This is a genomic window from Metabacillus sediminilitoris (assembly GCF_009720625.1).
In the GTDB taxonomy this organism is placed as follows: domain Bacteria; phylum Bacillota; class Bacilli; order Bacillales; family Bacillaceae; genus Metabacillus; species Metabacillus sediminilitoris.
The window spans coordinates 3,682,895-3,708,624 of record NZ_CP046266.1; the positions used below are offsets into that span (position 1 = coordinate 3,682,895).

At 35.4% G+C, this 25,730-nt stretch carries 20 protein-coding genes; 1 reads left to right on the forward strand and 19 read right to left on the reverse strand.

Going from position 1 to position 25,730, the window contains the following annotated elements; translation table 11 throughout:
- Position 1: 1 nt before the first annotated feature.
- The 14 genes from rsgA to GMB29_RS17695 form a co-directional block, all read right to left on the reverse strand.
- A complete protein-coding gene (rsgA, locus tag GMB29_RS17630) occupies positions 2–886 on the reverse strand; it encodes a ribosome small subunit-dependent GTPase A (protein ID WP_136351282.1) in 885 nt (294 codons plus the stop codon).
- Positions 887–1,057: 171 nt separating this feature from the next.
- Positions 1,058–3,055, reverse strand: a complete 1,998-nt coding sequence (pknB, locus tag GMB29_RS17635) for a Stk1 family PASTA domain-containing Ser/Thr kinase (RefSeq protein ID WP_136351283.1) — start codon at positions 3,053–3,055, stop codon at positions 1,058–1,060.
- Positions 3,049–3,792, reverse strand: coding sequence for a Stp1/IreP family PP2C-type Ser/Thr phosphatase (locus tag GMB29_RS17640; protein ID WP_406600277.1), 744 nt, complete (start codon positions 3,790–3,792; stop codon positions 3,049–3,051). The genes pknB and GMB29_RS17640 overlap by 7 nt, the downstream gene beginning before the upstream one ends.
- A 21-nt stretch (positions 3,793–3,813) precedes the next feature.
- Positions 3,814–4,935, reverse strand: a complete 1,122-nt coding sequence (rlmN, locus tag GMB29_RS17645; protein ID WP_136351285.1) for a dual-specificity RNA methyltransferase RlmN — start codon at positions 4,933–4,935, stop codon at positions 3,814–3,816.
- A complete protein-coding gene (rsmB, locus tag GMB29_RS17650) occupies positions 4,914–6,257 on the reverse strand; it encodes a 16S rRNA (cytosine(967)-C(5))-methyltransferase RsmB (protein WP_136351286.1) in 1,344 nt (447 codons plus the stop codon). Before rsmB ends, rlmN begins: the two co-directional genes overlap by 22 nt.
- Complete coding sequence (gene fmt / locus GMB29_RS17655) at positions 6,241–7,191, reverse strand: methionyl-tRNA formyltransferase (protein WP_136351287.1); 951 nt, start codon at positions 7,189–7,191, stop codon at positions 6,241–6,243. The genes rsmB and fmt overlap by 17 nt, the downstream gene beginning before the upstream one ends.
- Positions 7,192–7,197: 6 nt before the next feature.
- Entirely contained in the window at positions 7,198–7,680 is a 483-nt protein-coding gene (gene def, locus GMB29_RS17660) for a peptide deformylase (protein WP_136351288.1), read from the reverse strand.
- Positions 7,681–7,946: 266 nt separating this feature from the next.
- Complete coding sequence (gene priA / locus GMB29_RS17665) at positions 7,947–10,361, reverse strand: primosomal protein N' (RefSeq protein ID WP_136351289.1); 2,415 nt, start codon at positions 10,359–10,361, stop codon at positions 7,947–7,949.
- The gene (coaBC, locus tag GMB29_RS17670; RefSeq protein WP_136351290.1) at positions 10,358–11,572 is read right to left on the reverse strand and encodes a bifunctional phosphopantothenoylcysteine decarboxylase/phosphopantothenate--cysteine ligase CoaBC; all 1,215 of its coding nucleotides are present in this window, start codon (positions 11,570–11,572) and stop codon (positions 10,358–10,360) included. The genes priA and coaBC overlap by 4 nt, the downstream gene beginning before the upstream one ends.
- 116 nt (positions 11,573–11,688) lie before the next feature.
- The gene (gene rpoZ, locus GMB29_RS17675; RefSeq protein ID WP_046514597.1) at positions 11,689–11,889 is read right to left on the reverse strand and encodes a DNA-directed RNA polymerase subunit omega; all 201 of its coding nucleotides are present in this window, start codon (positions 11,887–11,889) and stop codon (positions 11,689–11,691) included.
- 1 nt (position 11,890) lies between these two features.
- Positions 11,891–12,505 (reverse strand): guanylate kinase, encoded by a 615-nt coding sequence (gene gmk, locus GMB29_RS17680; protein WP_136351473.1) that lies wholly within the window; start codon positions 12,503–12,505, stop codon positions 11,891–11,893.
- A 15-nt stretch (positions 12,506–12,520) separates the two neighbouring features.
- A complete protein-coding gene (gene remA / locus GMB29_RS17685; RefSeq protein ID WP_066337900.1) occupies positions 12,521–12,784 on the reverse strand; it encodes an extracellular matrix/biofilm regulator RemA in 264 nt (87 codons plus the stop codon).
- 227 nt (positions 12,785–13,011) lie between these two features.
- On the reverse strand, positions 13,012–13,887 hold the full coding sequence (locus tag GMB29_RS17690; RefSeq protein ID WP_136351291.1) for a YicC/YloC family endoribonuclease: 876 nt from the start codon (positions 13,885–13,887) through the stop codon (positions 13,012–13,014).
- A gap of 152 nt (positions 13,888–14,039) precedes the next feature.
- Positions 14,040–16,718 (reverse strand): calcium-translocating P-type ATPase, SERCA-type, encoded by a 2,679-nt coding sequence (locus tag GMB29_RS17695; RefSeq protein WP_136351292.1) that lies wholly within the window; start codon positions 16,716–16,718, stop codon positions 14,040–14,042.
- Between the two features lie 393 nt (positions 16,719–17,111).
- Between GMB29_RS17695 and GMB29_RS17700 the strand changes: the two genes are divergently transcribed.
- Positions 17,112–18,827 carry an Rqc2 family fibronectin-binding protein gene (locus tag GMB29_RS17700; protein ID WP_136351293.1) on the forward strand — a complete coding sequence of 572 codons (1,716 nt, stop codon included), beginning with the start codon at positions 17,112–17,114 and terminating at the stop codon, positions 18,825–18,827.
- Between the two features lie 404 nt (positions 18,828–19,231).
- On the opposite strand, the gene GMB29_RS17705 is transcribed toward GMB29_RS17700, so the two are convergent.
- From GMB29_RS17705 to sat, 5 genes are all read right to left on the reverse strand, one after another.
- Positions 19,232–22,393 carry an SH3 domain-containing protein gene (locus tag GMB29_RS17705; RefSeq protein WP_136351294.1) on the reverse strand — a complete coding sequence of 1,054 codons (3,162 nt, stop codon included), beginning with the start codon at positions 22,391–22,393 and terminating at the stop codon, positions 19,232–19,234.
- Positions 22,394–22,620: 227 nt separating this feature from the next.
- Positions 22,621–23,121: an NAD(P)-dependent oxidoreductase gene (locus GMB29_RS17710; protein ID WP_136351295.1), complete on the reverse strand. Its 501-nt coding sequence runs from the start codon at positions 23,119–23,121 to the stop codon at positions 22,621–22,623.
- Complete coding sequence (locus GMB29_RS17715; protein ID WP_136351296.1) at positions 23,102–23,890, reverse strand: sirohydrochlorin chelatase; 789 nt, start codon at positions 23,888–23,890, stop codon at positions 23,102–23,104. Before GMB29_RS17715 ends, GMB29_RS17710 begins: the two co-directional genes overlap by 20 nt.
- Positions 23,891–23,938: 48 nt before the next feature.
- Complete coding sequence (cysC, locus tag GMB29_RS17720) at positions 23,939–24,547, reverse strand: adenylyl-sulfate kinase (protein WP_136351297.1); 609 nt, start codon at positions 24,545–24,547, stop codon at positions 23,939–23,941.
- Between the two features lie 13 nt (positions 24,548–24,560).
- Positions 24,561–25,700, reverse strand: a complete 1,140-nt coding sequence (gene sat, locus GMB29_RS17725) for a sulfate adenylyltransferase (RefSeq protein ID WP_136351298.1) — start codon at positions 25,698–25,700, stop codon at positions 24,561–24,563.
- Between the last annotated feature and the right edge of the window lie 30 nt (positions 25,701–25,730).

Genomic DNA, 25,730 nt, shown 5'->3' on the forward strand with positions numbered 1-25,730 from the left:
ATTAATACCTCGGCTTTCTCTCTTTGATTTCTTCAATAAATGATAAATAATGTTCATATCTATATAGTGGAATTTCCCCATTTTCCACTGCATCTTTAATCGCACATTTCGGCTCTTTTACATGTGTGCAGCCGCGAAACTTACAATCCCCACTTCTTTCTTTCATTTCTGGAAAACAGTAAGTTAATTCCTCAACCTCAATACCTGTAAAATCTAATGAACTAAAACCTGGTGTATCTGCAACAAATCCAGAGCCAACTGCGATTAATTCAACATGTCTAGTCGTATGTTTACCACGCCCTAAATGAGTGGAAATATCGTTCGTTTTAAGGTCAAGATCCGGTCTCAAAATATTTAATAAGGATGATTTCCCAACCCCAGATTGCCCTGCAAAAACGGATATTTTTTCATTTAAAATTGGTTGCAAATCATGCTCAACAGTAGACTCGACCGTTGATGTTAAAAATACTGTGTACCCTATATTTTTATAATCTTTTGCATAGGAAATCACTTTTTCTTTAATTTCCTTTGACGGAATTAAATCTGTCTTACTTACAACAATTATAGGTTCAATGTCATTGGCTTCAATTAATACAAGAAAACGATCAAGTAATGTTGGGCTAAAATCAGGTTCAACAGCTGAAAAGACAAGAATTGCTTGGTCAACATTACAAATCGGCGGTCTTATTAATTCATTTTTACGATCAAATACTTCAAGTATATAGCCCTCTTGGTCATTATCTGCTTGATATACTACCTCGTCACCTACAAGGGGGGTAATTTTATTTTTCCGAAAAACCCCTCTGCCCCTGCATTGAATAAATCTTTCTCCATCTTGCACATAGTAAAAACCACTAAGAGCCTTCACTATTTTCCCTTGTGGCATGAATAACCTCCTTGAACATTTTTGTTCTTCATATGTCTATTCAAAATAAAGACATCCTCATCTTCTCCACGTAATTTCCATAGTAAAAGTGTGTCAATTAAAATATTTTGATATACCTATAAAATAATATTTTACCTACCATCTACTTTCTGATGGCAGGTAGTCACTTTATTAGTCGTTTGGATATGGAATTGTCTCAGAAGTGACAACCTCATTATCTATGATTATTTGGTAATAAGCCACTTGTCCAGATTCAATTGTGAAATTTAGTGTCTCAACCTTTGGACTTGAAATTTTAAATGTTTTATAAGTGTCTGAAATTGAATGCTCCGCATCGTCAATAAGGATCGAGACTTCTTGCTCTTGTCCAACTATTTCTGGATTATAAGGAATATCAACTGTTTTCGTTACTGTTTTCCGCGGCAATTCTTCAGGTCCTGATGAGTACACAAGTTGTAATGTCGTTTCTCTTGGCACGACTTTTGTACCAGGCTCGGGAGATTGTGAAACAAGATGCCCTTTTGGAATGTCTGATGAATGCTCCTCTGAAACAGAAGTAATAAATCCATTAGCACTCACGTATTCATCGATTTCTTCCTTACTTTTTCCAACAAGTTCGTTAATTGCGACTTGCTTCGGTCCTGTACTGACTGTAAATTCAATTGTCTCTTCAGTAGGTATAACCTCTTCACCAATTTCAGGAAATTGAGTTAGAATTGTACCGGCAGCTTGAGTTTCATTCGACTCAGGTTTCACGTCAATATTTTTAAAGCCCTTCATTTCAAGAATCGCTTTCACACGATCAATATTTCTACCAACATAATCCTCAAGTACAATTTTTTCTTTACCTGTACTCTCATAGATCGTGATCGTTGCACCTTCTTTGGTTATTTCATTTGCAGATGGATTCGTTTTTATGACATAGCCTTCTTCGATTTTTTCATCTGAAACACGGACAGGTTCATCGATTTCAAAGCCTTTTTCCGTAAGAATATCTACAGCATCATCATAAGATTTACCACTTACATCAGGTACTTCAATATCCTTCGGTAATAGTAAAGGAGGAACTATTGTAAAAGCTGAGACACCTGCTGCAAGTAAAATGAAAAAAGTAGTAATAAGGATGATAGCTAGCTTGTTTTTACCTGGTTTTTTCTTCTTTTTTTCCTTTTTGATTTTCTGGTTTTTTTGCTGTTTATTCGTTGATTTATGAATGTCATCATTTTCAGGTGCATGGACAATTGTATCGTCAATTTTGTCTCTATTTATATTTTCATTCGTAATAATAGGGATGGCCTTTGTCACTTCATCATCTTCAGGAATAGAAAATCGCGGCTCGGTTAACCTACTAACATCAAAAACTGTTTCTAGATCTTCTTCCATTTCATCTGCAGATTGATAGCGATGAAATGGATCCTTTGCTGTCGCTTTTAAGATAATATTTTCTAGACTTTGTGGGATATCAGGATTCCATCTTTTAGCTGATGGTGTTTCAGATTGTAAATGCTTTAGGGCTATAGAAATAGCTGATTCACCATCGAATGGTAATCGTCCAGTCAGCATTTCAAATAAGACAATGCCTAAAGAATATATATCAGACTTTTTGTTTGCAAGACCACCTCTAGCTTGTTCCGGTGATAAATAATGAACAGATCCTAATACTGAGTTTGTTTGAGTAATAGTCGTTGAGCTTAGAGCCATAGCAATCCCAAAATCTGTTACTTTCACATTTCCATTATGATCGATTAGAATATTATGCGGCTTTATATCCCGATGAATAATTTGATTATCATGTGCATGTTGAATCCCAGATACAATTTGTTCCATAATATTTACGGCTTTTCTAGGATGAACAGGTGCAAACTGCTGTATGTATTGTTTTAACGTCTGACCCTCTACATATTCCATAACGATATAGTAAATGTTATCTTCTTCTCCAACATCATAAATACTAACTACATTAGGGTGAGCTAGACTCGTAGCAGATTGCGCTTCTCTTCTAAACCTTTTAATAAATTCGTCATCGTTAGAAAAATCAAATCGTAGCACTTTCATGGCTACGTCTCTTTCCAGAATCATATCTCGGGCTAAATAGACATTAGCCATTCCGCCTCCGCCTATGACTTCTAGAATTTTATAACGACCACTAATCCGTTTACCTATTAACACAGCTCTTCACCTAATTCATGATTTGCCGTCATTTTTAGTAAAACTAGAGAAATATTGTCTTCTCCGCCATTTTCATTTGCTAACTGTACAAGTGATGTCGCTTTCTGTGAAAGTGGTTGATTGTTTGACAATTCACCATACATTTCATCATCCGATACCTTATTAGATAATCCATCAGAACATAATAATAATACATCGCCTTGATCGATTTCTATTGTAGATACATCAAGCTCAACTTTTTGTTCTGTACCAAGAGCTCGTAGAAGAACGTTTTTCCGTGGATGATGTTCGGCATCTTCCTTGGAAATTTGGCCGGACCTAACTAATTCATTTACAAGTGAATGATCATTTGTTACTTGTTTATACCCACTGTTATTCAATAAGTAACAACGACTATCACCTATATGTCCAATCGTAGCAAATTTAGAAGTAACAAGTGCACCGACAATTGTTGTCCCCATTCCTTGACATTCTGGATGTGATAAAGAATGTTCATAGACAGCTTTATTAACTTCTTCAACACTTGTTAAAAACCAGGCTTCAGCCTCTTTAGGATTCTCAATGTTTTTGACTTGATTCCATAATGTTTCAAAGGTATTGATGGTCATTTGGCTAGCAACATCACCAGCCAGATGACCTCCCATACCATCAGCAACAATTGCTAGCACACCAATTTCATTTTCAAAAACACCAACACAATCTTCATTATGTTGTCTAACTTTTCCCCTATCTGACAAAAAGAAAGTTTCCACCTTTGGTCACCTCGTCTCCTCTTTACGCTCCTTAGCTCGAAGTTGTCCACATGCTGCATCGATGTCATGGCCTTGTTCTCTTCGTGTTGTTACATTTACACCATGTTTTTTAAGCGTATCTTCAAATAATTTAATTTGTTCTTTCGGCGTTCTCACATAATTTCTTTCTGGAACATAGTTCACGGGAATTAAATTTATGTGGCATTTTAATCCCTTGACAAGTTTTGCTAATTCATCAGCATGTTCCACTTGATCATTTTCGCCGCCAAATAATCCATATTCAAAGCTTATACGTCTGCCTGTTTTATTGACATAATATTTTACTGCTTCAATTAAATCAGGTAGTTTATATGCTCTATTTATCGGCATGAGCTTTGAACGTAATTCAGTATTTGGGGCATGTAACGAAATAGCAAAATTGATTTGCAGCTTTTCATCAGCAAACTTATAAATTTTTGGAATGATTCCGCTCGTTGAGACAGTGATATGACGAGCCCCAATATTTAATCCTTTATCATGATTAATTATTTTTAAGAATGACATCATTTCATCATAATTATCAAAAGGCTCTCCTATCCCCATAATAACAACATGACTAACTCTTTCCTCAAACTCGTCAAGTGCTTGTTGTACTTTTACGACCTGAGCAACGATTTCTCCTGCTTCTAAATTTCTTTTTAAGCCACCTAATGTAGAAGCGCAAAACGTACACCCAATTCGACAACCTACTTGTGTTGTTACACATACAGAGTTCCCATAATCATGTCGCATTAAAACTGTTTCAATAGAATAGCCATCATGAAGTTCAAATAAAAACTTAATCGTACCATCCTTTGACGTTTGTTGGATTAAGGTTTTTAATGTTGTAATTGTAAAGTGTTCATTTAATAAAGTACGTAAACCCTTAGAAAGATTTGACATGTCTTCAAAGCTAGTTGCTCTTTTCGTATAAAGCCAGTCAAAAATTTGATTAGCACGGAATGATTTTTCACCATGTTCCTTCAGCCATTCCTCTAATTCAGGTAACTCCAAAGAGTAGATAGAGGGATTTGTTTTCGTAAGTTCGATGTCTTTTTTTGTCCTTGTTACTTTCGCTTGTTCCAATTTTAACCCTTCTTTCGTAAACATGCTATATAAAAACCGTCAGTTCCAAAGTAATGTGGCAGTAACTGTACTTCACCGTTATGAATATAAGGATGAAGTTTTTCAGGTAAGAGCTGTTTTACACCATTATCCTGTTCAAACTCTTGGTTTGTCTCTAAAAACTTACGAACGACGTCATTATTTTCTTCTTGATCAATTGTACATGTACTATAAACTAACACACCATTTCTTTTTAATAAAGGTGCAACAGCCTGTAAAATTTTACTTTGTAGTTCGGCTAGCTTTATAACATCTTGTTGTGATTTAGTATATTTAATATCTGGCTTCCTTCGAATGACGCCAAAACCGGAGCATGGTGCATCAACTAAGATTCGATCAAAGCTTTCCTTTTCAAATCTTTCACCAGCCAGACGACTATCTAATGCTTCAGGTAAGATGTTTTTTAATTCTAATCGTTCAGCTTGTTGTTTAATTAATTTTACCTTATGTTCGTGGAGATCTAATGAATGTATTTCACCAGTTCCATTCATTCTTTCAGCAATATGTGTAGATTTCCCCCCTGGGGCTGCACATGCGTCTAAAACTTTTTCACCTTGTTGAGGATTAAGTGCCCTAGCTACTAACATAGAGCTCTCATCTTGTATAGATAACAGACCTTCTTTAAATGCATTTGTTAAAGCAAGATTACCCTTCATTCCTTTTATTGCATCAACGGACAAATCACCAGGCTCCACTAAAATTTCTTTATTCGCTAAGTCTGCTAATAGGTCATGAACTGTTATTTTCATTTGATTCACACGAGCAGTTTGTGTTGGTGGCAATAGGTTTGTTTCACACATTTTTCCCGCTTCTTCATAGCCAAATTGGGCAATCCATTTTTCAACTAACCATTTAGGATGACTTGTTTTTACGGATAATCTTTCAACACGATCAGGAATTTCTTCTATGTTTGGAATGCCTTCTCTTTGAAATGATCTTAATACTCCATTAACTAACGAAGCGATTCCTTTATGTCCACGCATTTTTGCTATTTCAACTGCTTCGAATAAAATTGCTCTTTCTGGAATTCGATCAAGATAGACCATTTGGTAGATAGAGATGCGTAATAAAATTCGTACCCACGCTTCAATTTTAGATTTTTTTAAAAATCCCGCTAAATAATAATCTAGTGTATCTCTTCTTTGAAGGGTGCCATAAACAATCTCTGTTAGGAGGCCAATATCCTTCTCATTCACCTGATGTTTCTTAATTATTGAGTTAAGTAGTAAATTGCTATATGCCTGATTTTTTTCAATTTGTAATAATGTCTCTACTGCTACATCCCGTACATTAGTTGTTTTTTTCATCTTCATCGCCTAATTTTTCACCAACAGAAATTGTTGTTCCTCTCAAGAAGTCTTCACCGGTCATTTTCTTCTTACCAGATGGTTGGAGTTCTGTAATTTTTATCGCTGTTGTATTTCCAGTTGCAACTACAAATCCATCTTGGTCAATTCCAATGATTGTACCTGGAGGTGAATCATTTTTGCTTGGCATTTTTTCTCCCCACCATATCTTCATAAGTTGAGTTTTATATGTTGTAAACGCAACAGGCCAAGGATTTAGACCTCTAATCTGGTTGTAGATTATCTCTCCAGTACTTGTCCAATCAATTTTTTCTTGTTCACGTTTTATATTTGGTGCAAATGTTGCTTTTGTATCATCTTGCTGTTCTGGAGTTAGCTTTCCAGCTAGTAATTGTGGAATCGTTTCAGATAAGAGCTTCACCCCTGCTTCACTTAACTTATCATGAAGAGTCCCAACTGTATCACGATCCTCTATATGAACTTCCTCTTGTGTGAGAATATCACCAGCATCAAGCTTTTCAGCCATATACATAATCGTGATCCCAGTCTTATCCTTCCCTTGAAGGATAGAATAATGAATAGGAGCTCCACCTCTTAATTCTGGTAAAAGTGAAGCATGGACATTAATACATCCATATTTAGGTGCATCAAGTAACTCTTTTGGCAATAATTGCCCAAATGCAGCTGTCACAATTAAATCAGGTTGTAAAGCAAGAACTTCATCAAGCTCATGACGAATTTTTTCAGGTTGAAGTACTTTAATATTATGCTTTTCTGCTTCTACTTTTACAGGTGGCGGTGTTAATGTTTTTTTACGTCCTTTTGGTCGATCAGGCTGTGTGACAACACCCACAATGTCATAGCCTTCTTTTACGAGATTGCGTAAAATTGGCACAGAGAAATCTGGTGTCCCCATAAATATAATTCTTGTCATTTGAAGTCATCCTTCCACGCTTTCTAAATCCTCTTCATCTAAATACTTTTCAACTTTTGATGTAAATAACACACCATCTAAGTGATCGATTTCATGCTGAATAGCCCTAGCAAGAAATCCTTCTGCTTCGATTATTCTTAATTTACCTTTTCGATTATAGGTGCGAATCTTTACGTAATTTGCTCTTTTCACTTCTCCAAACAAGCCTGGAAAACTTAAACAGCCTTCAGGACCTGTTTGTTCTCCACGTTTTTCTACAATTTCAGGATTTATTAATTCTATCGTTCCATGATGATCATCTATATCAACAATTGCAACTTGTAACGAGAGTCCAATTTGTGGTGCCGCGAGACCTACACCGTCATATTCAATCATCGTATCATACATATCTTTAATAAGCCTTGTTAGCTTCCGATCAAATACAGTTACCTTCTCACAAGGTTGTTCTAAAACATCTGCCGGAAACATAACAATCGGTTTAACTGCCAAAAAAATTCCTCCTATAATTTAAAAGCGTAAGCACCTTGACCACCCCCGACAAGCAGAAGACGTGAATGATATGAAGGTGTGTTTTTTCCTTCATTTCATTCGTGGCTTATGACCTCGAGGGACTGTCTCGGAGCTGGAGCTAGATATCAACACTAAGTACATAGATTTTAATACTTACTTTTATATAAAAAAAGCGCCTTGGTCAGCCCCGATAGAAGACCTCTAGAGGATATCATTCTAAGTGATTTAAACTAAATAAACTACACCTACATCATCGTATTAGGGCTTAAATCAATTGCTATTGTTAAATCTTCTGAATTTATCTCAGGCTGGAAGTGTTCCATAATTTTTCTTAAGGTTTCGTTCAAGTTCTTTTCCCGTTTGTATTTTACCATGCATTGGTATCGATATCTATCTTTGATCCTTGGAATAGGACAAGCTACAGGACCAAGAATTTTCGTTTCATTTTCTACATTCCATCTTAAAAATTGAACAATTTTCTCAGTTACTGAAACAACCTTTGTTATTTCTGGATGTGAGACTGTAAGAAGGGCTAAGTAGTAATAAGGTGGGTAAGCATGGTTTTTACGAAGTTGCATTTCTCGTTCAAAAAACAAATCATAATCATAATGACTTGCCAACTGTATACTATAATGCTCGGGAGCATAGGTTTGGATAATGACTTCTCCAGGAAGTTCATGTCTACCTGCTCTACCGCTAACTTGTGTGAGAAGTTGAAATGTTTTCTCAGAAGCTCGAAAGTCTGGCAAATTCAGCATAGTATCAGCTGTTAAAACACCAACAAGTGTCACATCTGGGAAATCAAGACCCTTAGCGATCATTTGCGTTCCTAATAATATATCGGCTTCTTTCTGACCGAATTTTGTTAACAGTTTCTCGTGTGAACCTTTCATTCCGGTGGTATCAACATCCATGCGAATGATTCGAGATTGTGGAAGAACCTTTACTAATTCTTCCTCCACTCGCTGTGTACCTGTTCCAAAAAATCGAATATGTTCGCTCTGACATTCTGGACATACATTTGGCATCTGTTCCTCATGACCACAATAATGGCATTTTAACTGTTGTCCGTGTCTGTGATATGTTAAAGAAATATCGCAATGTGGACACTGAATGACAAAACCACAATCACGACACATCACAAATGAAGAATAACCCCTTTTATTGAGTAATAATACAGATTGTTCACCCTTCTCAAGTCTTTCAGTCAGTTTCTCAATTAAAACATTAGAAAACATTGTCCTGTTACCACTTCTAAGTTCTTCTCTCATATCAATAATATCTACACGGGGCATTGATCGCTTATTTACTCGCTCTTTTAGAGATAATAATTTGTAAACATCTTTTTTAGATCTTGCAAATGATTCTAATGTTGGTGTTGCACTTCCCAATACAACCGGACATTTATGAATTTGTGCTCGATAAATAGCAACATCTCTTGCATGATAACGAGGGTTTTCTTCTTGTTTATAACTTGACTCATGCTCTTCATCGATAATAATCATCCCTAAGTTTTCAAAAGGTGCAAAAATAGCTGATCTTGCCCCAACTACAACCTGTACTTCTTTTCGTTGAATTTTTCGCCATTCATCATATTTTTCACCAGAAGAAAGTCCACTATGTAAAACAGCTACCTTTGCTCCAAAACGCCCTTTAAAACGATTAACCATCTGCGGTGTTAGCGAAATCTCTGGAACGAGGACAATCGCTTCTTTTCCTTTTCTTATCACCTCTTCTATTGACTGAAGATAAATCTCTGTTTTCCCGCTTCCCGTTACTCCATATAAGAGAAAAACATCATGAAACGTTTCCCTAATTGAATCCAGGATTGGTGCAATTGCTTGTTGTTGTTCATTATTTAAAAGTAAAGCATTTGTTTTTTTAAAATCCCTATCTTGATATGGATCACGATAAACCTCTTTTATTTCTTCGACGAAAATTTCCTTTTTGATAAGTGCTTTTACCGAAGCATATGAAGAGTTAGCCTCTATTAATAAATCGTGTAATGGAATTTCGTTAATCTGATTTGAAATAAAATAGTTGATAATGTCTAATTGTTTTCTGGCATTTGCAGGAAATTGCTTAAAAAGTTCTGTTAATTGTAAAATCGATTGATTTCGTTTAATGACCTTAACCGTTTTTTTATTTGTTTTTTGCTTTACATTATAGATAACTTCTAAATAGCTTTTCTCAATTTCTTTTTGAATGATACGCAATGGAACAGTTTGTTCAATATCGGTAAGCTTTACTTGGTCATTCTTTTGAAAATAGGGTTGAAGAATCTCAGTTAAATTTTTCAGGTCATCTGTCAAAAGTCTTAATCCTTTTTCGTATTTCGCTTTCATAGCTGCTGGAAGCATGGCTTGAAAAGCTGATATTTTAAAGCATAATGTTTTCTCTGTTAGCCATTGACCAAGCTCCAATAGCTCTGGTGTTAAACAAGGTGTTAAATCGACTATTTCCGCAATAGGCTTTAGACGGTTCCAATCTGACTGGTCTTTTGTCTCGATTACAAAGCCTTGTACTTTCCGAGGACCAAATGGAACAATGACCCTCATTCCTGGTATTAGTAACTCTTGCCACTCTTCAGGTATTTTATAATCAAAGGCTCGATCTGTTTGCTTTGCTGGCACATCAACGATGACACTGGCATATTTCATTTATTCTCCACCCTTAGAAGCAACTGTACCTTTTCTAGTAGTTTTTTTGCTACTTCGTGCTTTGACATAAGTGGCAACTCGAGCTTATCAAGATTACGATCAAAGATGGTGACAATATTCGTATCAGTACCAAATCCTGCTCCTTCTGAGGTTACATTATTAGCGACAATAAGATCTAAGTTTTTCGTTTCCAGCTTTTTCTTTGCATATTCTTCTACATTATTTGTTTCTGCAGCAAACCCAACTAGTAATTGATGTTTTTTCCGCTTACCAAGTTCTTTTAAAATATCAGTTGTTCTTTCCATTTCGAAAGAAAGTAAACCATCTTGCTTTTTTAACTTTTGGTCATAGGTGATTTTTGGTCGATAATCCGCTACTGCAGCTGATTTAATCACAACATCTGCTTGTGGGAAATATTTCATTACACAGTCATACATTTCTTGTGCTGATTCAATATAAATGGTATTCACATATGCTGGCGTTGCAAGCGAGGTAGGTCCTGAAATTAACGTTACATTTGCACCTAATTTGGCCGCTTCTTCCGCGATTGCATATCCCATTTTACCTGTAGAATGATTGGTAATATAGCGAACAGGATCAATTTTTTCTCTAGTTGGTCCTGCCGTTATGACAATATTCACACCTTTAAGCGGCTGGCCTAAAGCTCTCTTTTCAAAATATTGATTAAGTAAATTTACAATTTTTTCCGGTTCTTCAAGTCTTCCTTTTCCCACATATCCACATGCTAAAAAACCTTCACTAGGTTCAATAAATTGATATCCATATTCATTTAGAGTTTGGATATTTTTTTTGACAGCTGGATGTTCATACATATGTACGTTCATAGCAGGTGCAATCCAAACTTGTGCAGTTGTTGCAAGCAATGTTGTAGTAAGCATATTATCTGCAATCCCATGTGCAAGCTTTCCAATTACGTTGGCCGTTGCAGGTGCAACTAGAACGATATCTGCCCAATCTGCAAGATCGATATGTGCAATAACTTTCGGATTATTCTCATCAAATGTGTCATAGTATACTTCGTTTCGAGATAAGGCTTGGAAGGTTAAGGGTGAAACAAATTCCATTGCTGAATCACTCATAATCACCTTTACTTCCGCTCCTGCTTGTACTAATTTACTTGTTAAGGCACAAGCTTTGTAGACGGCAATCCCGCCGCTAACACAAAGTAAAATTTTCTTTCCAGTTACCATACTCTCCACCCCTTTTATCAGATAAGAAGAAGCTCCTTATCCTAATGATATATTCCTACTCCTAATACCTTTTTGAAAAAAATAACAACCTATAACCTAGGTTGTTATTGTCTACATTATTTTTCTGGGCGTTGATAATTTAATAGACCTGCGTTAATTTCTTCTAATGCTTTCCCAACATATTTATAAGATACTGGTTTAGCAATTTGCTGATCACTAAGTTCTTGCATTTCACGTGCGCGCTTTGCCGCAACAGTTACAAGTGTATATTTGGAATCTAATTTGTTCATTAAAACATCAATTGATGGATATAACATATTATTCAACCTCCAGAATTTTTTTGTAACGAGGTGCTACCCGTTCGCGTCGACAATGCTCTGCAATGACGATAGCTTTAATTCGTTCACAAGCTAATTTTACATGATCATTTTCTACAACGTAATCATAAGCATCCATCATCACAATTTCTTCTTTTGCCATTTTCATACGATTATTAATTAACTCTTCTGTTTCCGTACCTCTTGTGACAATTCGATTTTTTAGCTCACTTAAACTAGGCGGACTAAGGAAAATAAACAATCCTTCAGGGAAGGCATTTCGTACTTGAAGTGCACCTTGTACTTCAATTTCAAGAAAGACATCTTTACCTTCACTTAACGTTTTTTCTACATAATCGATCGGTGTACCATAATAATTTCCAACATATTCAGCCCACTCTAAAAGTTTATTTTGTGAAATCAATTCTTCAAATTCCTCACGGGATTTAAAGAAGTAGTCGATTCCATCAACTTCTCCTTCACGTGGTTTCCTTGTTGTCATTGAAATAGAATATTCGAATGATGTATCTTCTTGCGAAAATAATTCTTTTCTAACCGTTCCTTTTCCTACACCAGAAGGACCTGATAGGACGATTAACAATCCTCGTTCTTTTATCAATGCTTCTATTCCCTACCCTTCGTCTGATAAATCATCTTTATTTGAAAGTCGTTGAGCAACTGTTTCTGGCTGAACAGCTGACAGGATAATGTGATCACTATCCATTATGACAACCGCTCGTGTACGTCGGCCATATGTCGCATCAATTAGCATGCCTCTGTCTCTTGCGTCTTGAATGATTCTCTTAATTGGAGCTGATTCAGGACTAACGATTGAAATAATGCGATTGGCAGAAACAATATTGCCAAAGCCAATATTAATTAGTTTAATGCTCATATGTATTCTCCCCCTACCCCTAATTAAGGACAAGTCTATTTTTTCCTTTAAAGTTTGTTTATAATCAATAGTACGTTTTAATAGAAGGAAATTATTAAATTTATGTACTAAGGCTTAACTTTAAACATTTTTCTTTACAGTCAAAACACTCTAAGATTCAGCCTAATCAGAAATTGAAGGCTTAAAACATCTTCAATTTCTGATTAATTTAGACTTTACAAATGACCTTATTCAATATTTTGAACTTGTTCTCTTAATTTTTCAATAATACTTTTTAATTCAACGACATTTTTTGCAATTTGACTATCATTTGCTTTTGAACCAATGGTGTTTACTTCCCTGTTTAGTTCTTGTACGATGAAATCAAGTTTACGACCAATAGGTCCATTTGCTTGTAATGATTCTCCGAATTGATAAATATGGCTATGTATTCTTGTTAATTCTTCACTTATATCTGCTTTATCGGCAAATAGTGCTACTTCGGTTAAAATACGATTTTCATCAATTATACCTGAAACATATTCTGATACTCGTTTTTGAAGTTTTTCACGATATTGCTCAATAATTGAGAGTGCAGTAGATTCTAAATCAACTGTTATGTTTGTCATAGCTACCAGCCTTTGTTTTAGATCAAGCGCTAACTGTTCACCTTCCGTTTTTCTCATTTCTGTTAACTTTTGAAGTGCTGACTTTACTGTATGTAATAGGACATTTTCTATATCGACATTTGATTTGGGCTCTTCTTTAATATCTAAGCCTTCACCTAAGGATAAAATATGATCAAGTGAAATTTCGTCATTTAAAGAAAAGCGCGCCTTTATTTGCTTAAGGGAATCAACAAATTGAGTTAATAAAACCCAATCTATATTGATGGATTTATCTACTAATGATTCACCTTCGATATTGACATAAACTTCAATACGCCCCCTACTAACATATTGGGAGATAAGTTTTTTTATTTTATCTTCAAGCCACATAAATTGTTTCGGCATTTTTACACTTATTTCAAGAAATCGATGATTTACCGACTTTAATTCAACTGTCAGAAAACATGAATTTATTTGCCCACTTGCCCGACCAAATCCAGTCATACTTACTACCATTATGTATCACATCTCTTTCTATCAGGCAGCTTATTACTTTCAGTGTTTAAAAATAAATGATGAATCAATACTATAATAAAATATCATGTTTTTAAACCAATAAGCAAAGGGGATGACTTTTTGGGTCACCCCCTTAAGGATTATAACATAGTCTACTCAGATTTTCTTGTTAAAAGTGAACCTGCAAGTAAAAAAGTTGGAATTGAAGATAATCCTAACACTAATAACCAGTCTCTTAGTAAAATCGGAATTGTATGGAAAATTGGTTGTAACGGCGGATAGTAAATGACAACAAGCATTAATAGGATCGACGAAATAACAGCACCAATTAAATACTTATTTTCAAACGGATTACGATCAAAAATCGATTTTTCGCTGCGACAATCGAATACATGAATAAGTTGAGCCATAACTAAGGTTGCAAACGCAATTGTTTGTGCATATGCCAGATCATCTGGATTACGATAATACACAATCATAAATGCAGCTAATGTTGCCACACCAATTAAAAATCCACGAGAGATTACTTTCCAGCCAAGACTTCTTGCAAATACTCCCTCTTTTGGATGTCGTGGCTTACGTTTCATTAAATCACCTTCAGGTTGATCTAAGCCAAGTGCCATCGCTGGTAAACCATCTGTTACTAGATTCACCCAAAGGATTTGTATCGGTACAAGTGGTAATGGTAATCCAAGTAACATCGCAAAAAGCATAACGAGAATTTCTCCGACATTTGAAGCAAGTAAATAACGAATAAATTTACGAATATTTTCGTAAATATTTCTGCCTTCTTTTATTGCAGATTTTATTGTAGCAAAGTTATCATCTACTAATACAAGTGACGATGCTTCTTTCGCAACATCCGTACCAGTTATCCCCATTGAAATTCCAATATCAGCTGCTTTAATAGCGGGAGCATCATTTACTCCATCACCTGTCATGGCAACAATATGGCCACGGTTTTGAAGTGCTTTAACTATTTTTAATTTATGCTCGGGTGATACCCTTGCAAACACGTATACATTATCTACTATTTCCTCTAACTCTTCGACTGAAAGTGCAGATAAGTCCTTCCCTTCCATTACTTTACCATTTGCAGGCAGAATATTTAATTGTGTGGCAATTGCTTTTGCTGTTATGACATGATCTCCAGTAATCATAACAGTTTTTATTCCTGCATCACGACATTCCTTAACAGCTTGTTTTACCTCAGGACGCGGCGGGTCAATCATCCCTTGTAATCCGATAAAAACTAAATCCTTTTCAGCTTCGAAACTCGTAACGATTCTATCTGAGGATTGTAAAGGTTTAAAGGCTATCGCAATTGTCCGGAGTGCTTGAGATGCTAAAGATTCAATTGCACGTTTTACCTTATCTTCATACTCACGGCTTAAACTATCCTGTTTTTCATTCCATAAAATTTGTTTTGAAATGCCAAGTAGTACATCAGGAGCTCCCTTTGTTACGACAAAGCGTTTTCCAGCTTTATCCTTTACTATGACACTCATCATTTTTCTGGCTGAATCAAACGGAAATTCTTCAATCACTTCAAAATTCCGTAATAAACTCTCTTTATTTAGTCCTGCTTTCATAGCTGCTACTAAAAGAGCTCCCTCTGTTGGATCACCATCAAGCTGAAACTGACCATCACGATCAACAATTGCAGCACTATTACATAATGAACCAAATGTTAAAATTTGTTGAAGCGTTTTAGATTTTGCGACATCAATTGGATTGTCTTCAATAAAAAATTCTCCATGTGGATGGTAACCAGTACCACTTACATTCCATTGCTTATCACCAGCCCACACATGTGTAACTGTCATTTTATTTTGAGTCATCGTTCCAGTTTTATCTGAACAGATTACAGATGCACAGCCTAATGTTTCAACTGCTGGTAATTTTCGTACAATCGAATTTTGTTTAATCATTCGCTGAACACCAAGTGATAAAGCGACTGTAACAATTGCCGGCAGTCCTTCAGGTATTGCGGCAACTGCTAACGATACACCAGCTAAAAACATATTATAAAGGTCATGGCCTTGTAACACACCTATCCCCACAACAAGTACTGTTAAGAAAAGGGCAACAACAATTAAAATTTTTCCTAGCTGTTCAAGACGTCGCTGCAAAGGTGTTTCCATCGTTTCAGCATTTTGCAAAAGATCTGCTATTTGCCCCATTGCTGTTTTCATTCCTGTACCAATAACGATTCCGATTCCAGAACCTCTCGTTACTAACGTACCCATAAAAACCATATTTGTTAGATCACCAAGACCAACTTCTTCGCCTGAAATAGGTTCTACCGATTTTTGTACAGGAAGAGATTCACCGGTCAACGCTGATTCTTCAACTTCTAAGCTTTTTGTTTCAACTAATCTCATATCAGCACCAATACGATCCCCACTTGTAAATTTAACGATATCGCCTGGTACTAATTCTTTTGAAGGGATTTTTCTCCATTCACCATCTCGTAAAGCCATAACTTGGGGTGCCGAAAGCTCTTTCAATGCTTCAAGTGAGCGTTCAGCTTTTCTCTCTTGAAAAAACCCTAAAACACCATTTACGATAACAATTGCAATAATCGCAATGGCATCTATATACTCTCCTAATAAGCCAGAGATCAATGTAGCTGCTAATAACACAAGAACCATAAAGTCCTTAAATTGGCTTAAAAAGATAATAATCGCTGAAGGGCGATCTGCTTCTTTCAATTCATTGTAACCGAATTTCTGTTCTCTTTTTTGTGCCTCCTTACTAGTCAGCCCTGATTCTACATCCGTACTAATCGAATTCATAACTTCTTCTGATCTCATTTCATGCCATTTCATGAATTCCCTACACACCCCTTAAACAGAAAAATTTTTGCATTTAAGACTGCAACCATTTCTCGCTAATAAGTCCTGCAAGCTGACTTAAATCCTTTCAAAGCAAAAAAATTGTCAGATGTACAGAACCCGCTTAACATACCTTCCATTCATATTTAGTTTTGCAAATAAACAAGTGTTAAACAAAAATGTGTTTTACCAGCTTATTCCACCCCTAATTGAAGTTCGGCGGTTGATATTTTTTATCTCCTTCAAATGGAAATTCACCTATAAGACAACTTATTCAGCCTCGTCCTAAAACATGCTATAATCAGATAGAAAACTTATAACAGGTTTTAGAAAATACATAAATATTCATACACCCATGGTGCATGTTAGACAGAAGGGATTTGAGCCATGTCATTCGATGGTTTATTTACATATACAATCACTAAAGAATTAAAAGAAGGATTGCAAAATGGTAAAATCACAAAAATACATCAACCTTATAAATATGATCTAATTTTTCAAATAAGAGCAGGTGGAAAAAATCATCGCTTATTTCTATCTGCTCATCCAAGCTATGCAAGAATTCATTTAACGAATGAAAGCTATGAAAATCCAAGTGAACCACCTATGTTTTGTATGCTGCTGAGAAAGCATTTAGAAGGAGGAATTATCGAACATATTGAACAACTTGATATGGAAAGAATTATCATCCTTGATATTAAGAGTAGAAATGAGCTTGGAGATCTTACAGAAAAGCGATTAATGATAGAAATTATGGGAAGACACAGCAACATCATCCTTGTTGATAAAGATCGTGATATGATCTTAGATAGTGTGAAACACTTGTCTCCAGCCGTTAACCGACACCGTACAGTTCTTCCTGGCCAACCATACGTACTGCCGCCACAGCAAGGGAAGGTTAATCCATTTGAAGCGGATGAGGAAACATTCTTGAAAAAGCTGGATTTTAACTCTGGCAAACTTGATGCTCAGCTTGTTCAGCAGTTTGCTGGAATTTCACCACTTTTTGCAAAAGAAGTTATCTATCGTGCTGGATTAGTGAATCGCTCAACTGTTCCAAAAACATTTATTACAATGATTAACGAGCTTAGGGATAATAAAATACAACCACAAATTTTTTATAAAAATAATCGTGAAACCTTTTATATGATGAATCTTACACATTTAGAAAGTACAGAGGCTAAAACCTTTTCATCAGTTTCTGAGTTATTAGACCGCTATTACTATGGAAAAGCAGAACGAGACCGTGTAAAACAGCAAGGAAATGATTTGGAACGATTCATCGTAAATGAAAAAAAGAAAAATGAAAATAAAATTAAGAAATTAGAAGCAACATTAGATCAGGCTGAAAAAGCCAATCAATATCGGATTTATGGAGAATTGTTAACAGCAAATATTTATGCAGTTAAAAAAGGTGATAAAACAGCTCAAGTTAATAATTATTATGATGAAAATAACGGTGTAGTCACAATCCCATTAGATCCTCAAAAAACACCGTCTGAAAATGCTCAAAAATATTTTTCTAAATATCAAAAAGCGAAAAATTCAATTGAGGTTGTTCAACAACAAATTGAAATTGCTAGAAGTGAAATACAATATTTTGAGGGATTAATTCAACAAATTGAATCTGCATCCCCAAGAGACATTGAAGAAATTCGTGAAGAATTGATGGAAGGCGGCTATTTAAAACAAAGACAATCTCGAAATCTTAAAAAGAAAAAATCATTAAAGCCAGTACTTGAACATTATCTTTCAAGCGATGGTACTGAAATCGTAGTTGGCAAGAATAATAAGCAAAATGAATATTTAACAAATAAATTAGCAGCTCGTGATGACGTATGGTTTCATACGAAAGATATACCCGGCTCTCACGTTGTGATTAGAAGCAAACACCCATCAGAGACTGCAATATTAGAAGCAGCAAATATTGCTGCTTACTTTAGTAAAGCTAAAAATTCAAGTTCAGTTCCAGTTGATTTCACAGCCATTCGGCATGTTAAAAAGCCTAGTGGATCTAAGCCTGGTTATGTCATTTATGACAATCAACAAACTGTATATGTGACCCCAAATGAGGATTTGGTATTTCGTTTACGAAAAGGCTGATTCGGATTTAGCAAAAACATCGTTTAATAAGGAACGGTGTTTTGCATGTTACACCCATTTACTATTCTATTGTTAACAATAGAATAGTAAATGGGTGAGCTAAACCGTATATCTAATTAATTATTTATGTATTATTAAGGCTCTTTTTCTAAGAGATTGATGCTTTTAAAACGATAACTACTTAAGGTTGATTGGAGCAGATTGCGAGACTCCTGCTTAGAGCAGCGGGACAGGTAAGACTCAAACAGGAGTTTACGCCGAGGAGGCTCACCGCCCGCCCCCCCGGAAAGCGAGCATCTCTAGCTGCAATCAACCACACCGTACTATTTGGTAAATAACAACAAAGTCTGTGTATACAGCCATTATTAAAAAAGGTTGACACTATAAAAAGTGTCAACCCTTTTTTAATATTTATTATATTCAGGTATATCTAATACCAGATTATATGAGTCTATTAAGCTATATAAATTATAAATTTGCTTTACTTGTTTTGCAGCCCAGCCAATATCTGTTGCATATTGATGTGAGGCATACCCATTTATGATTGCAGAAGCAGGATTCCATCTCATTTCATAAAGCGTATCTTGACCACCACTAATATAACCTTGAGCAATAAATTTCGCTCCGCCAATAATCGCTGCTTCAGGTGTAAACCACCCAGCATTATAGGCATATTTCGCACCACTAGTTACAGCAGATCCATCATAAGCACCAATACCGTACATATTATAAACCCGCTTACCATTCACAAGCACGCCATTAGCTAGTTGTGAAGTTCCGTAACCTGTCTCTAATAAAGCATGTGATATTAAATAAATTTCATTTACATGATATGCTTCTCCCGCTGTAATAAAGGCTGTGGCCAACCCATCTAATATCCCTTTCCCAGCTAGAATTCTTTCATTTACTTCATTAGCATTTAGATTAGCAGGTACAGATAATTTTAAAAATTGCAGTGAGTCAACTGATGTATCAGTAAAATTACCAGGATCTAAATAATACTTTACATCCTCTGGGCTTGCATTTACCCAAGATTTAATATAGTTAATTTCATACCAAATGTACCCATCTTCACCAATTACTTTTGAAAGGATCTCCACACTGTCACCATTTCTAACTGTCCCAACAACCCAATAATTCGTCCCGGCGCCACCGCGTACATTCCAGGATGTCCCTCTTACGGTACCACGAGATGAACTATTTATTGTTAATGCATCTTCTCTTATGTATGTTTCATAGGTTTTATCAGTTTGGGGATTAACAAGCATTTGAATTCCAGTTAATTCATCTAAAGTTATATCATATTTATTATATGTTTCATTATTATCTTTATCATTTGTTTCTGGTGAATATGGTTCTTCATTTGACAAATATTGTGAACTTACATAACCTGTCTGACCATTAACTGTAACCTTTGCCCAATTATTTTCTTCTGAATATACCGTTACCATTGTACTGCGTGTTAATTTAGTCATAACAGAAGCAATTGTAGAAGGTTCTGATCTCATGTTTAATGTTGATCCTATCATGACGTTTACATATTTTGAAATCGTTTCGTTTTCAACTATCTCATTATTATTCGTGCTATTATCAATGGTTGCACCTGAACCTTCTCCTGCACTAGGTTTAGTATTTAAAAGGTATTGTGAACTTACATAACCAACCTTTCCGTATGCTTCTACCTGTGCCCAGCCATTGGCTTCAGAATATACTTTTATTTCTACACCATTTGCAAGTTTAACGATAACAGAAGAATTCGCTGATGCTTTCGTACGCATGTTTAAACTTGAACCAATGCTTACATTAACATATTTATACTTAAATGATTCTTTTTGTTCATCCGCTTTTTCAATAGTTGACGGTTTAACTGAGGTGAGATATTCTGCACTAACATACCCCGTTTGTCCATCAACCGTGACCATTGCCCAGCCGTTTTCTTCTGAATGAACCGATAATTCCTTCCCATTTGTTAATTTAGCGAGAATAATTGCACTTGATGATGCATTTTTTCTAAAATTCAAACTTGAACCTGTATTTACATTTACATACATTGTTTTTGTGATTTGAGATGATGTATTACTAGTCTCATCATACTTTTTAGTAGATAAATATTGACTACTAACATATCCAATTTGACCAAATGCTTCAATTTTTGCCCATCCTGCAGATTCTGAGTAAACTTTTACTTCTTTCCCTTTTGCTAGTTTCACAATAATAGATGCTGTTGTTGACGCACTTTTTCTCATATTTAGTGAACCGCTGTATACCTTGACATATTTTATTGTCATTTTCGCAGGAGAAGCTGATGGACTGGAGCTTGATTCAGTTTTTGCCGAAGTTAAGTATTGTGTGCTGACATATCCTTCGTTTCCATTTACTTTTACCATTGACCAACCATTGTTTTCTGAATAGACTGTTACTGCGGTTCCTTTATTTATGGTTGCCACAATACCAGCACTTATTGTTGCACTTTTTCTTAGATTTAGAGAACCACTGCTTACATTAACATATTTTGTTGTCGTTTTTTCCGTTAAAGCCGGAATGTCGGAATCCGTTTTCGACTTATCTGAGATTAAGTACTTTGAACTTACATATCCTTCTTTTCCATTTGCTTTTATTTTCGCCCAACCATTATCTTGTGAATAAACTGTCACTGCGGTTCCTTGTTTTATGGTTGTTACAATATCTGCACTTGTTGTTGCACTTTTTCTCAGATTTAGAGAACCACTGCTTACATTGACATATTTCGTAGTCGTATTCACCGTTGGAGTTGAAGTGTCAGATTTTTTTTCAAGCTTAGTTGAGGATAAGTACTTTGAACTTACATATCCTTCTTTTTCATTTGCTTTTATTTTTACCCACCCATTTTCTTCTGAGTAGACTGTCACTGCGGTTCCTTGTTTTATGGTTGACACAATATCTGCACTTGTTGTTGCACTATGTCTCATATTTAGAGATCCACTGCTTACATTGACATATTTTGTTGTTGTTTTCATTACTATTGTATTGAAATCTGTTTCAGGCTTTGTTGACGTTATGTATTTTGAACTTACATATCCTTCTTTTCCACTTACTATTATTTTCGCCCAACCATTTTCTTCTGAATAGACTGTCACTGCAGTTCCTTGTTTTATGGTTGTCACAATATCTGCACGTGTGGATGCGCTTTTTCTCAGATTTAGAGAACCACTGCTTAGATTGACATATTTTGTTGTAGTTTTCGCAGTTGAAGCTTGTGTGCTAGGAATTATATTCGTCTTTGCAGACGTCAAGTATTTTGAACTCACAAACCCTACTTTTCCGTTCACTTTCACTTTCGACCAACCATTCTCTTGCGAATAAACAGTTACTTCAGTCCCGTTATTAAGAGTCGTAACTACGCTTGAACTTGTTGATGCATTTTCTCTAACATTTAAGAATCCGGAACTAATAGTTACATATTGAGTCGCAGTTTTCATCGTATTTTCACTTACAAGTGTATCACTTTGTGCTGCAAAAACTTTTTCTTCGAAAGCGACTGTTGACAAAACTGCAATACAAACAGTAGGTAATAATGCCCTTTTCATTTCTTCCTCCTTATGAATCTATTATTTTAAAATGTTGAAAAAACAAAGCTATTAACCTTTCATAGTATGGATTACATTAATCTTAGCATATATTGTAAATGAATTGACGAACTTTGTAATTTTTTAGGAATAATTACCTAGATAAATGATCCTTGTATTGCTAAACATGTCACTAGTAGCTTAAAAAGCACAAAAAGGATGTGCTAACTGTATGCACATCCTTTTTATCACATATTATTTTTTTTTATCACTCGATTTTCATAAAGTTGGTCTAACTCTTTAATAAATCGATCATCAAATTGGTTTGAAAGCTGATTACAAATTTGACTGGCAAGTCTTGGACTTGCCCCATTTGTAGAGACAGCCAATGTTAATCTGCCTTTTTTTACTGATTTTGGTACAGTTACGTTACCTTTCTCAGCGCTACTAACGACGTTTACAAGCTGATTTTCGCTAACATTCTCAGCAATCCATTCATTTATTTTAGAATCATTCGTTGCAGCAATAATAATAAAAGCATGTTGTAGATCAGTTATGTCTACCTTTTTCTCTAACCAATTAATTTGGTTCAAATTCGATAATTCGATTATTTCAGGAACAGCAACAGGACTAACAACTGTTACTAATGCTCCTTCCTCTAAAAAGAGTAAAAGTCGTCTCAACGCTATTTTTCCACCACCAACAATAAGAACATTCTTATTTTTAACATCAATTAGTAGTGGAATCATATATTTTTCCCCTATCAAAAGTATAGGCATCATCTTTATTATCAATGGCTTCATTCACTCGGTCCAAAAACAAAGAAAGTAATATTAGGTGTGGGCCTAGGTAAGAGCATACCTCAATATTTCGCTCTCCCCAATCATACATGTTAATTGTTTGGTCGATCTCTCTTTTTAACAATCCCGTAAATATTAAATAAGGAATAACAAAAATCGACTGCTCTTTGGTATGATACACATCATCGATCATTTTATCAAATTTTGGCCTTGCGGCTGTTAAGAAGCAAGTATGGACTCTTTTTAAGTTTGATTGTTTCTGCAGTGTCGTAGCAATTTTATTCAAATCATGTACTGCATCTTGATCACTACTACCACGTCCAACTAGTATCGCAATCGATGAATCATGGACATCTGATTTAGCCATCATTTTATCAATTAACATGTCAGCAATCTTATTATCGACACCAATAGGTCGGCCGTACGTAACCATTACATTAGGAAATTTCGAGCTTATATGTGCTATTTCATTTGGAATATCGATTTTAGCATGCGCAGCTGTTAAAAGAAGCAACGGGATTACCGCTATCTTTGTTGCACCCTTATTCACACATGTTGTAAATCCATCAGCTATTGAGGGCTCTGCTAATTCCAAAAAGCACACTTCTTGTATTGATGCCTGAACCTCTGGCATTATATTACGAATAAATTCAAGAGCTTCTTCACGCGCCTTAGGTACACGACTACCATGGCATACATACAATACTGCTTGTTTCATAACGATAATGCCTCACTTTTTGTGCTTTTTCCCTATTATACCATGCCCTTATGAATGGCTGTCTTGTATTAATTCCTTTGCTACAAGGAAATCAACAATTTGTTTAACTGATTCTTCAACAGTTTGTTTCTCAGTATTTACGATAATTGCGGGATTTACTGGCTCTTCATAAGGTGAATCAATTCCTGTAAAATGTTTAATTTCATTATTTCTTGCTTTTTTATACAATCCTTTTGGATCCCGAACCTCACATTCATCTAATGAACATTTCACATACACTTCAAAAAATTCATTCTCTGAAAGGATGTCTTTCACTTGTTGTCTATCTTCGCGAAATGGAGAAATAAACGCTGTTATCACGATTTGACCGCTATCAACAAATAATTTTGACACTTCACCGATTCGGCGAATGTTTTCTTTACGATCCTCATCAGTAAAACCTAAATCTTTATTTAAACCGTGTCTTATGTTATCCCCATCAAGGACATATGTTTGAATATTAGCTTCAAATAAATATCTCGCTAATGCGTTTGCGAGAGTTGATTTCCCTGATCCTGAAAGACCTGTAAACCATAATACATAACTTTGATAGTTATTTTTTTTTCGTCTTTCTTCCTTTGTAACTGATGCTTCATGCCAAACAATATTTTTAGCCACGTAAATGACCCCCTTATGAGTTTACAGTTTTTCCCATGCCTTTAATCAAGATTTCAACAACTTCTTTACGGCTGAATGTACTTGGAGGTACTTCTCCATTTCGTAGCATTGCTCTTACCTTTGTACCTGATAAAATAACATGATCTTCTTTACCATGTGGGCAAGTTTTTGAAGAAGCCATTGCTTCACATTTTGTGCAATAAAAACTATGCTCAAAAAATAACGGTGTAATTCCTAATTCATCTGCTGTAAAGTTAGAGAATATTTTTTGTGCATCATAAGTTCCATAGTAATCACCCACACCTGCATGGTCTCTTCCAACAATAAAATGTGTACATCCATAATTTTTACGCACCATTGCATGGAAAATGGCTTCACGTGGACCAGCATAACGCATTGCAGCTGGGAAAACACCTAAATGAACGCGATCCTTTGGATAATAATTTTCTAATAATATTTCATAGCTTTCCATACGAATATGTGCCGGAATGTCATCTGACTTAGTTTCACCAACTAATGGATTTAAGAATAGACCATCAACCGTTTCTAAAGCTGTTTTTTGGATATATTCGTGTGCGCGATGAACTGGGTTTCTTGTTTGGAATCCTACAATTGTTTTCCAGTTTAAGTCAGCGAATTTTTTTCTAGTTTCACTTGGGTCTAAATAATAATTTGCAAATTTCTTTTCAGGACGTTTTACAAGTGAAATTTCACCACCAACATACACATTTCCACGTTCAAACATTTTTTTCACACCTGGATGAGCAAGATCATCCGTACGGAATACGTTGATTGCTTCTTTTTGTTTATCAGGTGTAAAAATATCTGAAATTGTGATTGTACCGTATGTAACATTCTCAGCTACAAGACGGACCTCTTCACCAATTGTTAAAGATGCAGCTTTTTCTTCTGAAACAGGTAAAGTTATCGGGATACTCCAAACAGAGCCATTTGATAATTTCATCGTTTCAACAACAGAATCATAATCTTTTTGTGATAAAAAACCTTTAATTGGACTATAAGCACCAATTGCGATTAGTTCTAAGTCACTAAGAGCAATTGCATCTAGCTCAATTTCTTTTTCAACGTGTGAAACATTTGCACCTAAAAATAATTTTTGAATTAATTTTCCTCCGTGTGGAAGTAAACTCATTTTTAATAGCCTCCAATTCTGATAAAAACG

Coding starts and splice junctions, on each gene's coding strand:
- rsgA (WP_136351282.1), bottom strand. CDS start 886: ATGCCACAAGGGAAAATAGTGAAGGCTCTTAGTGGTTTTTACTATGTG.
- rlmN (WP_136351285.1), bottom strand. CDS start 4,935: ATGTTTACGAAAGAAGGGTTAAAATTGGAACAAGCGAAAGTAACAAGG.
- rsmB (WP_136351286.1), bottom strand. CDS start 6,257: ATGAAAAAAACAACTAATGTACGGGATGTAGCAGTAGAGACATTATTA.
- fmt (WP_136351287.1), bottom strand. CDS start 7,191: ATGACAAGAATTATATTTATGGGGACACCAGATTTCTCTGTGCCAATT.
- priA (WP_136351289.1), bottom strand. CDS start 10,361: ATGAAATATGCCAGTGTCATCGTTGATGTGCCAGCAAAGCAAACAGAT.
- coaBC (WP_136351290.1), bottom strand. CDS start 11,572: ATGGTAACTGGAAAGAAAATTTTACTTTGTGTTAGCGGCGGGATTGCC.
- rpoZ (WP_046514597.1), bottom strand. CDS start 11,889: ATGTTATATCCATCAATTGATGTTTTAATGAACAAATTAGATTCCAAA.
- remA (WP_066337900.1), bottom strand. CDS start 12,784: ATGAGCATTAAACTAATTAATATTGGCTTTGGCAATATTGTTTCTGCC.
- GMB29_RS17690 (WP_136351291.1), bottom strand. CDS start 13,887: ATGGTAGTAAGTATGACTGGATTTGGTCGGGCAAGTGGGCAAATAAAT.
- GMB29_RS17695 (WP_136351292.1), bottom strand. CDS start 16,718: ATGAAATGGCATGAAATGAGATCAGAAGAAGTTATGAATTCGATTAGT.
- GMB29_RS17700 (WP_136351293.1), top strand. CDS start 17,112: ATGTCATTCGATGGTTTATTTACATATACAATCACTAAAGAATTAAAA.
- GMB29_RS17705 (WP_136351294.1), bottom strand. CDS start 22,393: ATGAAAAGGGCATTATTACCTACTGTTTGTATTGCAGTTTTGTCAACA.
- GMB29_RS17710 (WP_136351295.1), bottom strand. CDS start 23,121: ATGATTCCACTACTAATTGATGTTAAAAATAAGAATGTTCTTATTGTT.
- GMB29_RS17715 (WP_136351296.1), bottom strand. CDS start 23,890: ATGAAACAAGCAGTATTGTATGTATGCCATGGTAGTCGTGTACCTAAG.
- sat (WP_136351298.1), bottom strand. CDS start 25,700: ATGAGTTTACTTCCACACGGAGGAAAATTAATTCAAAAATTATTTTTA.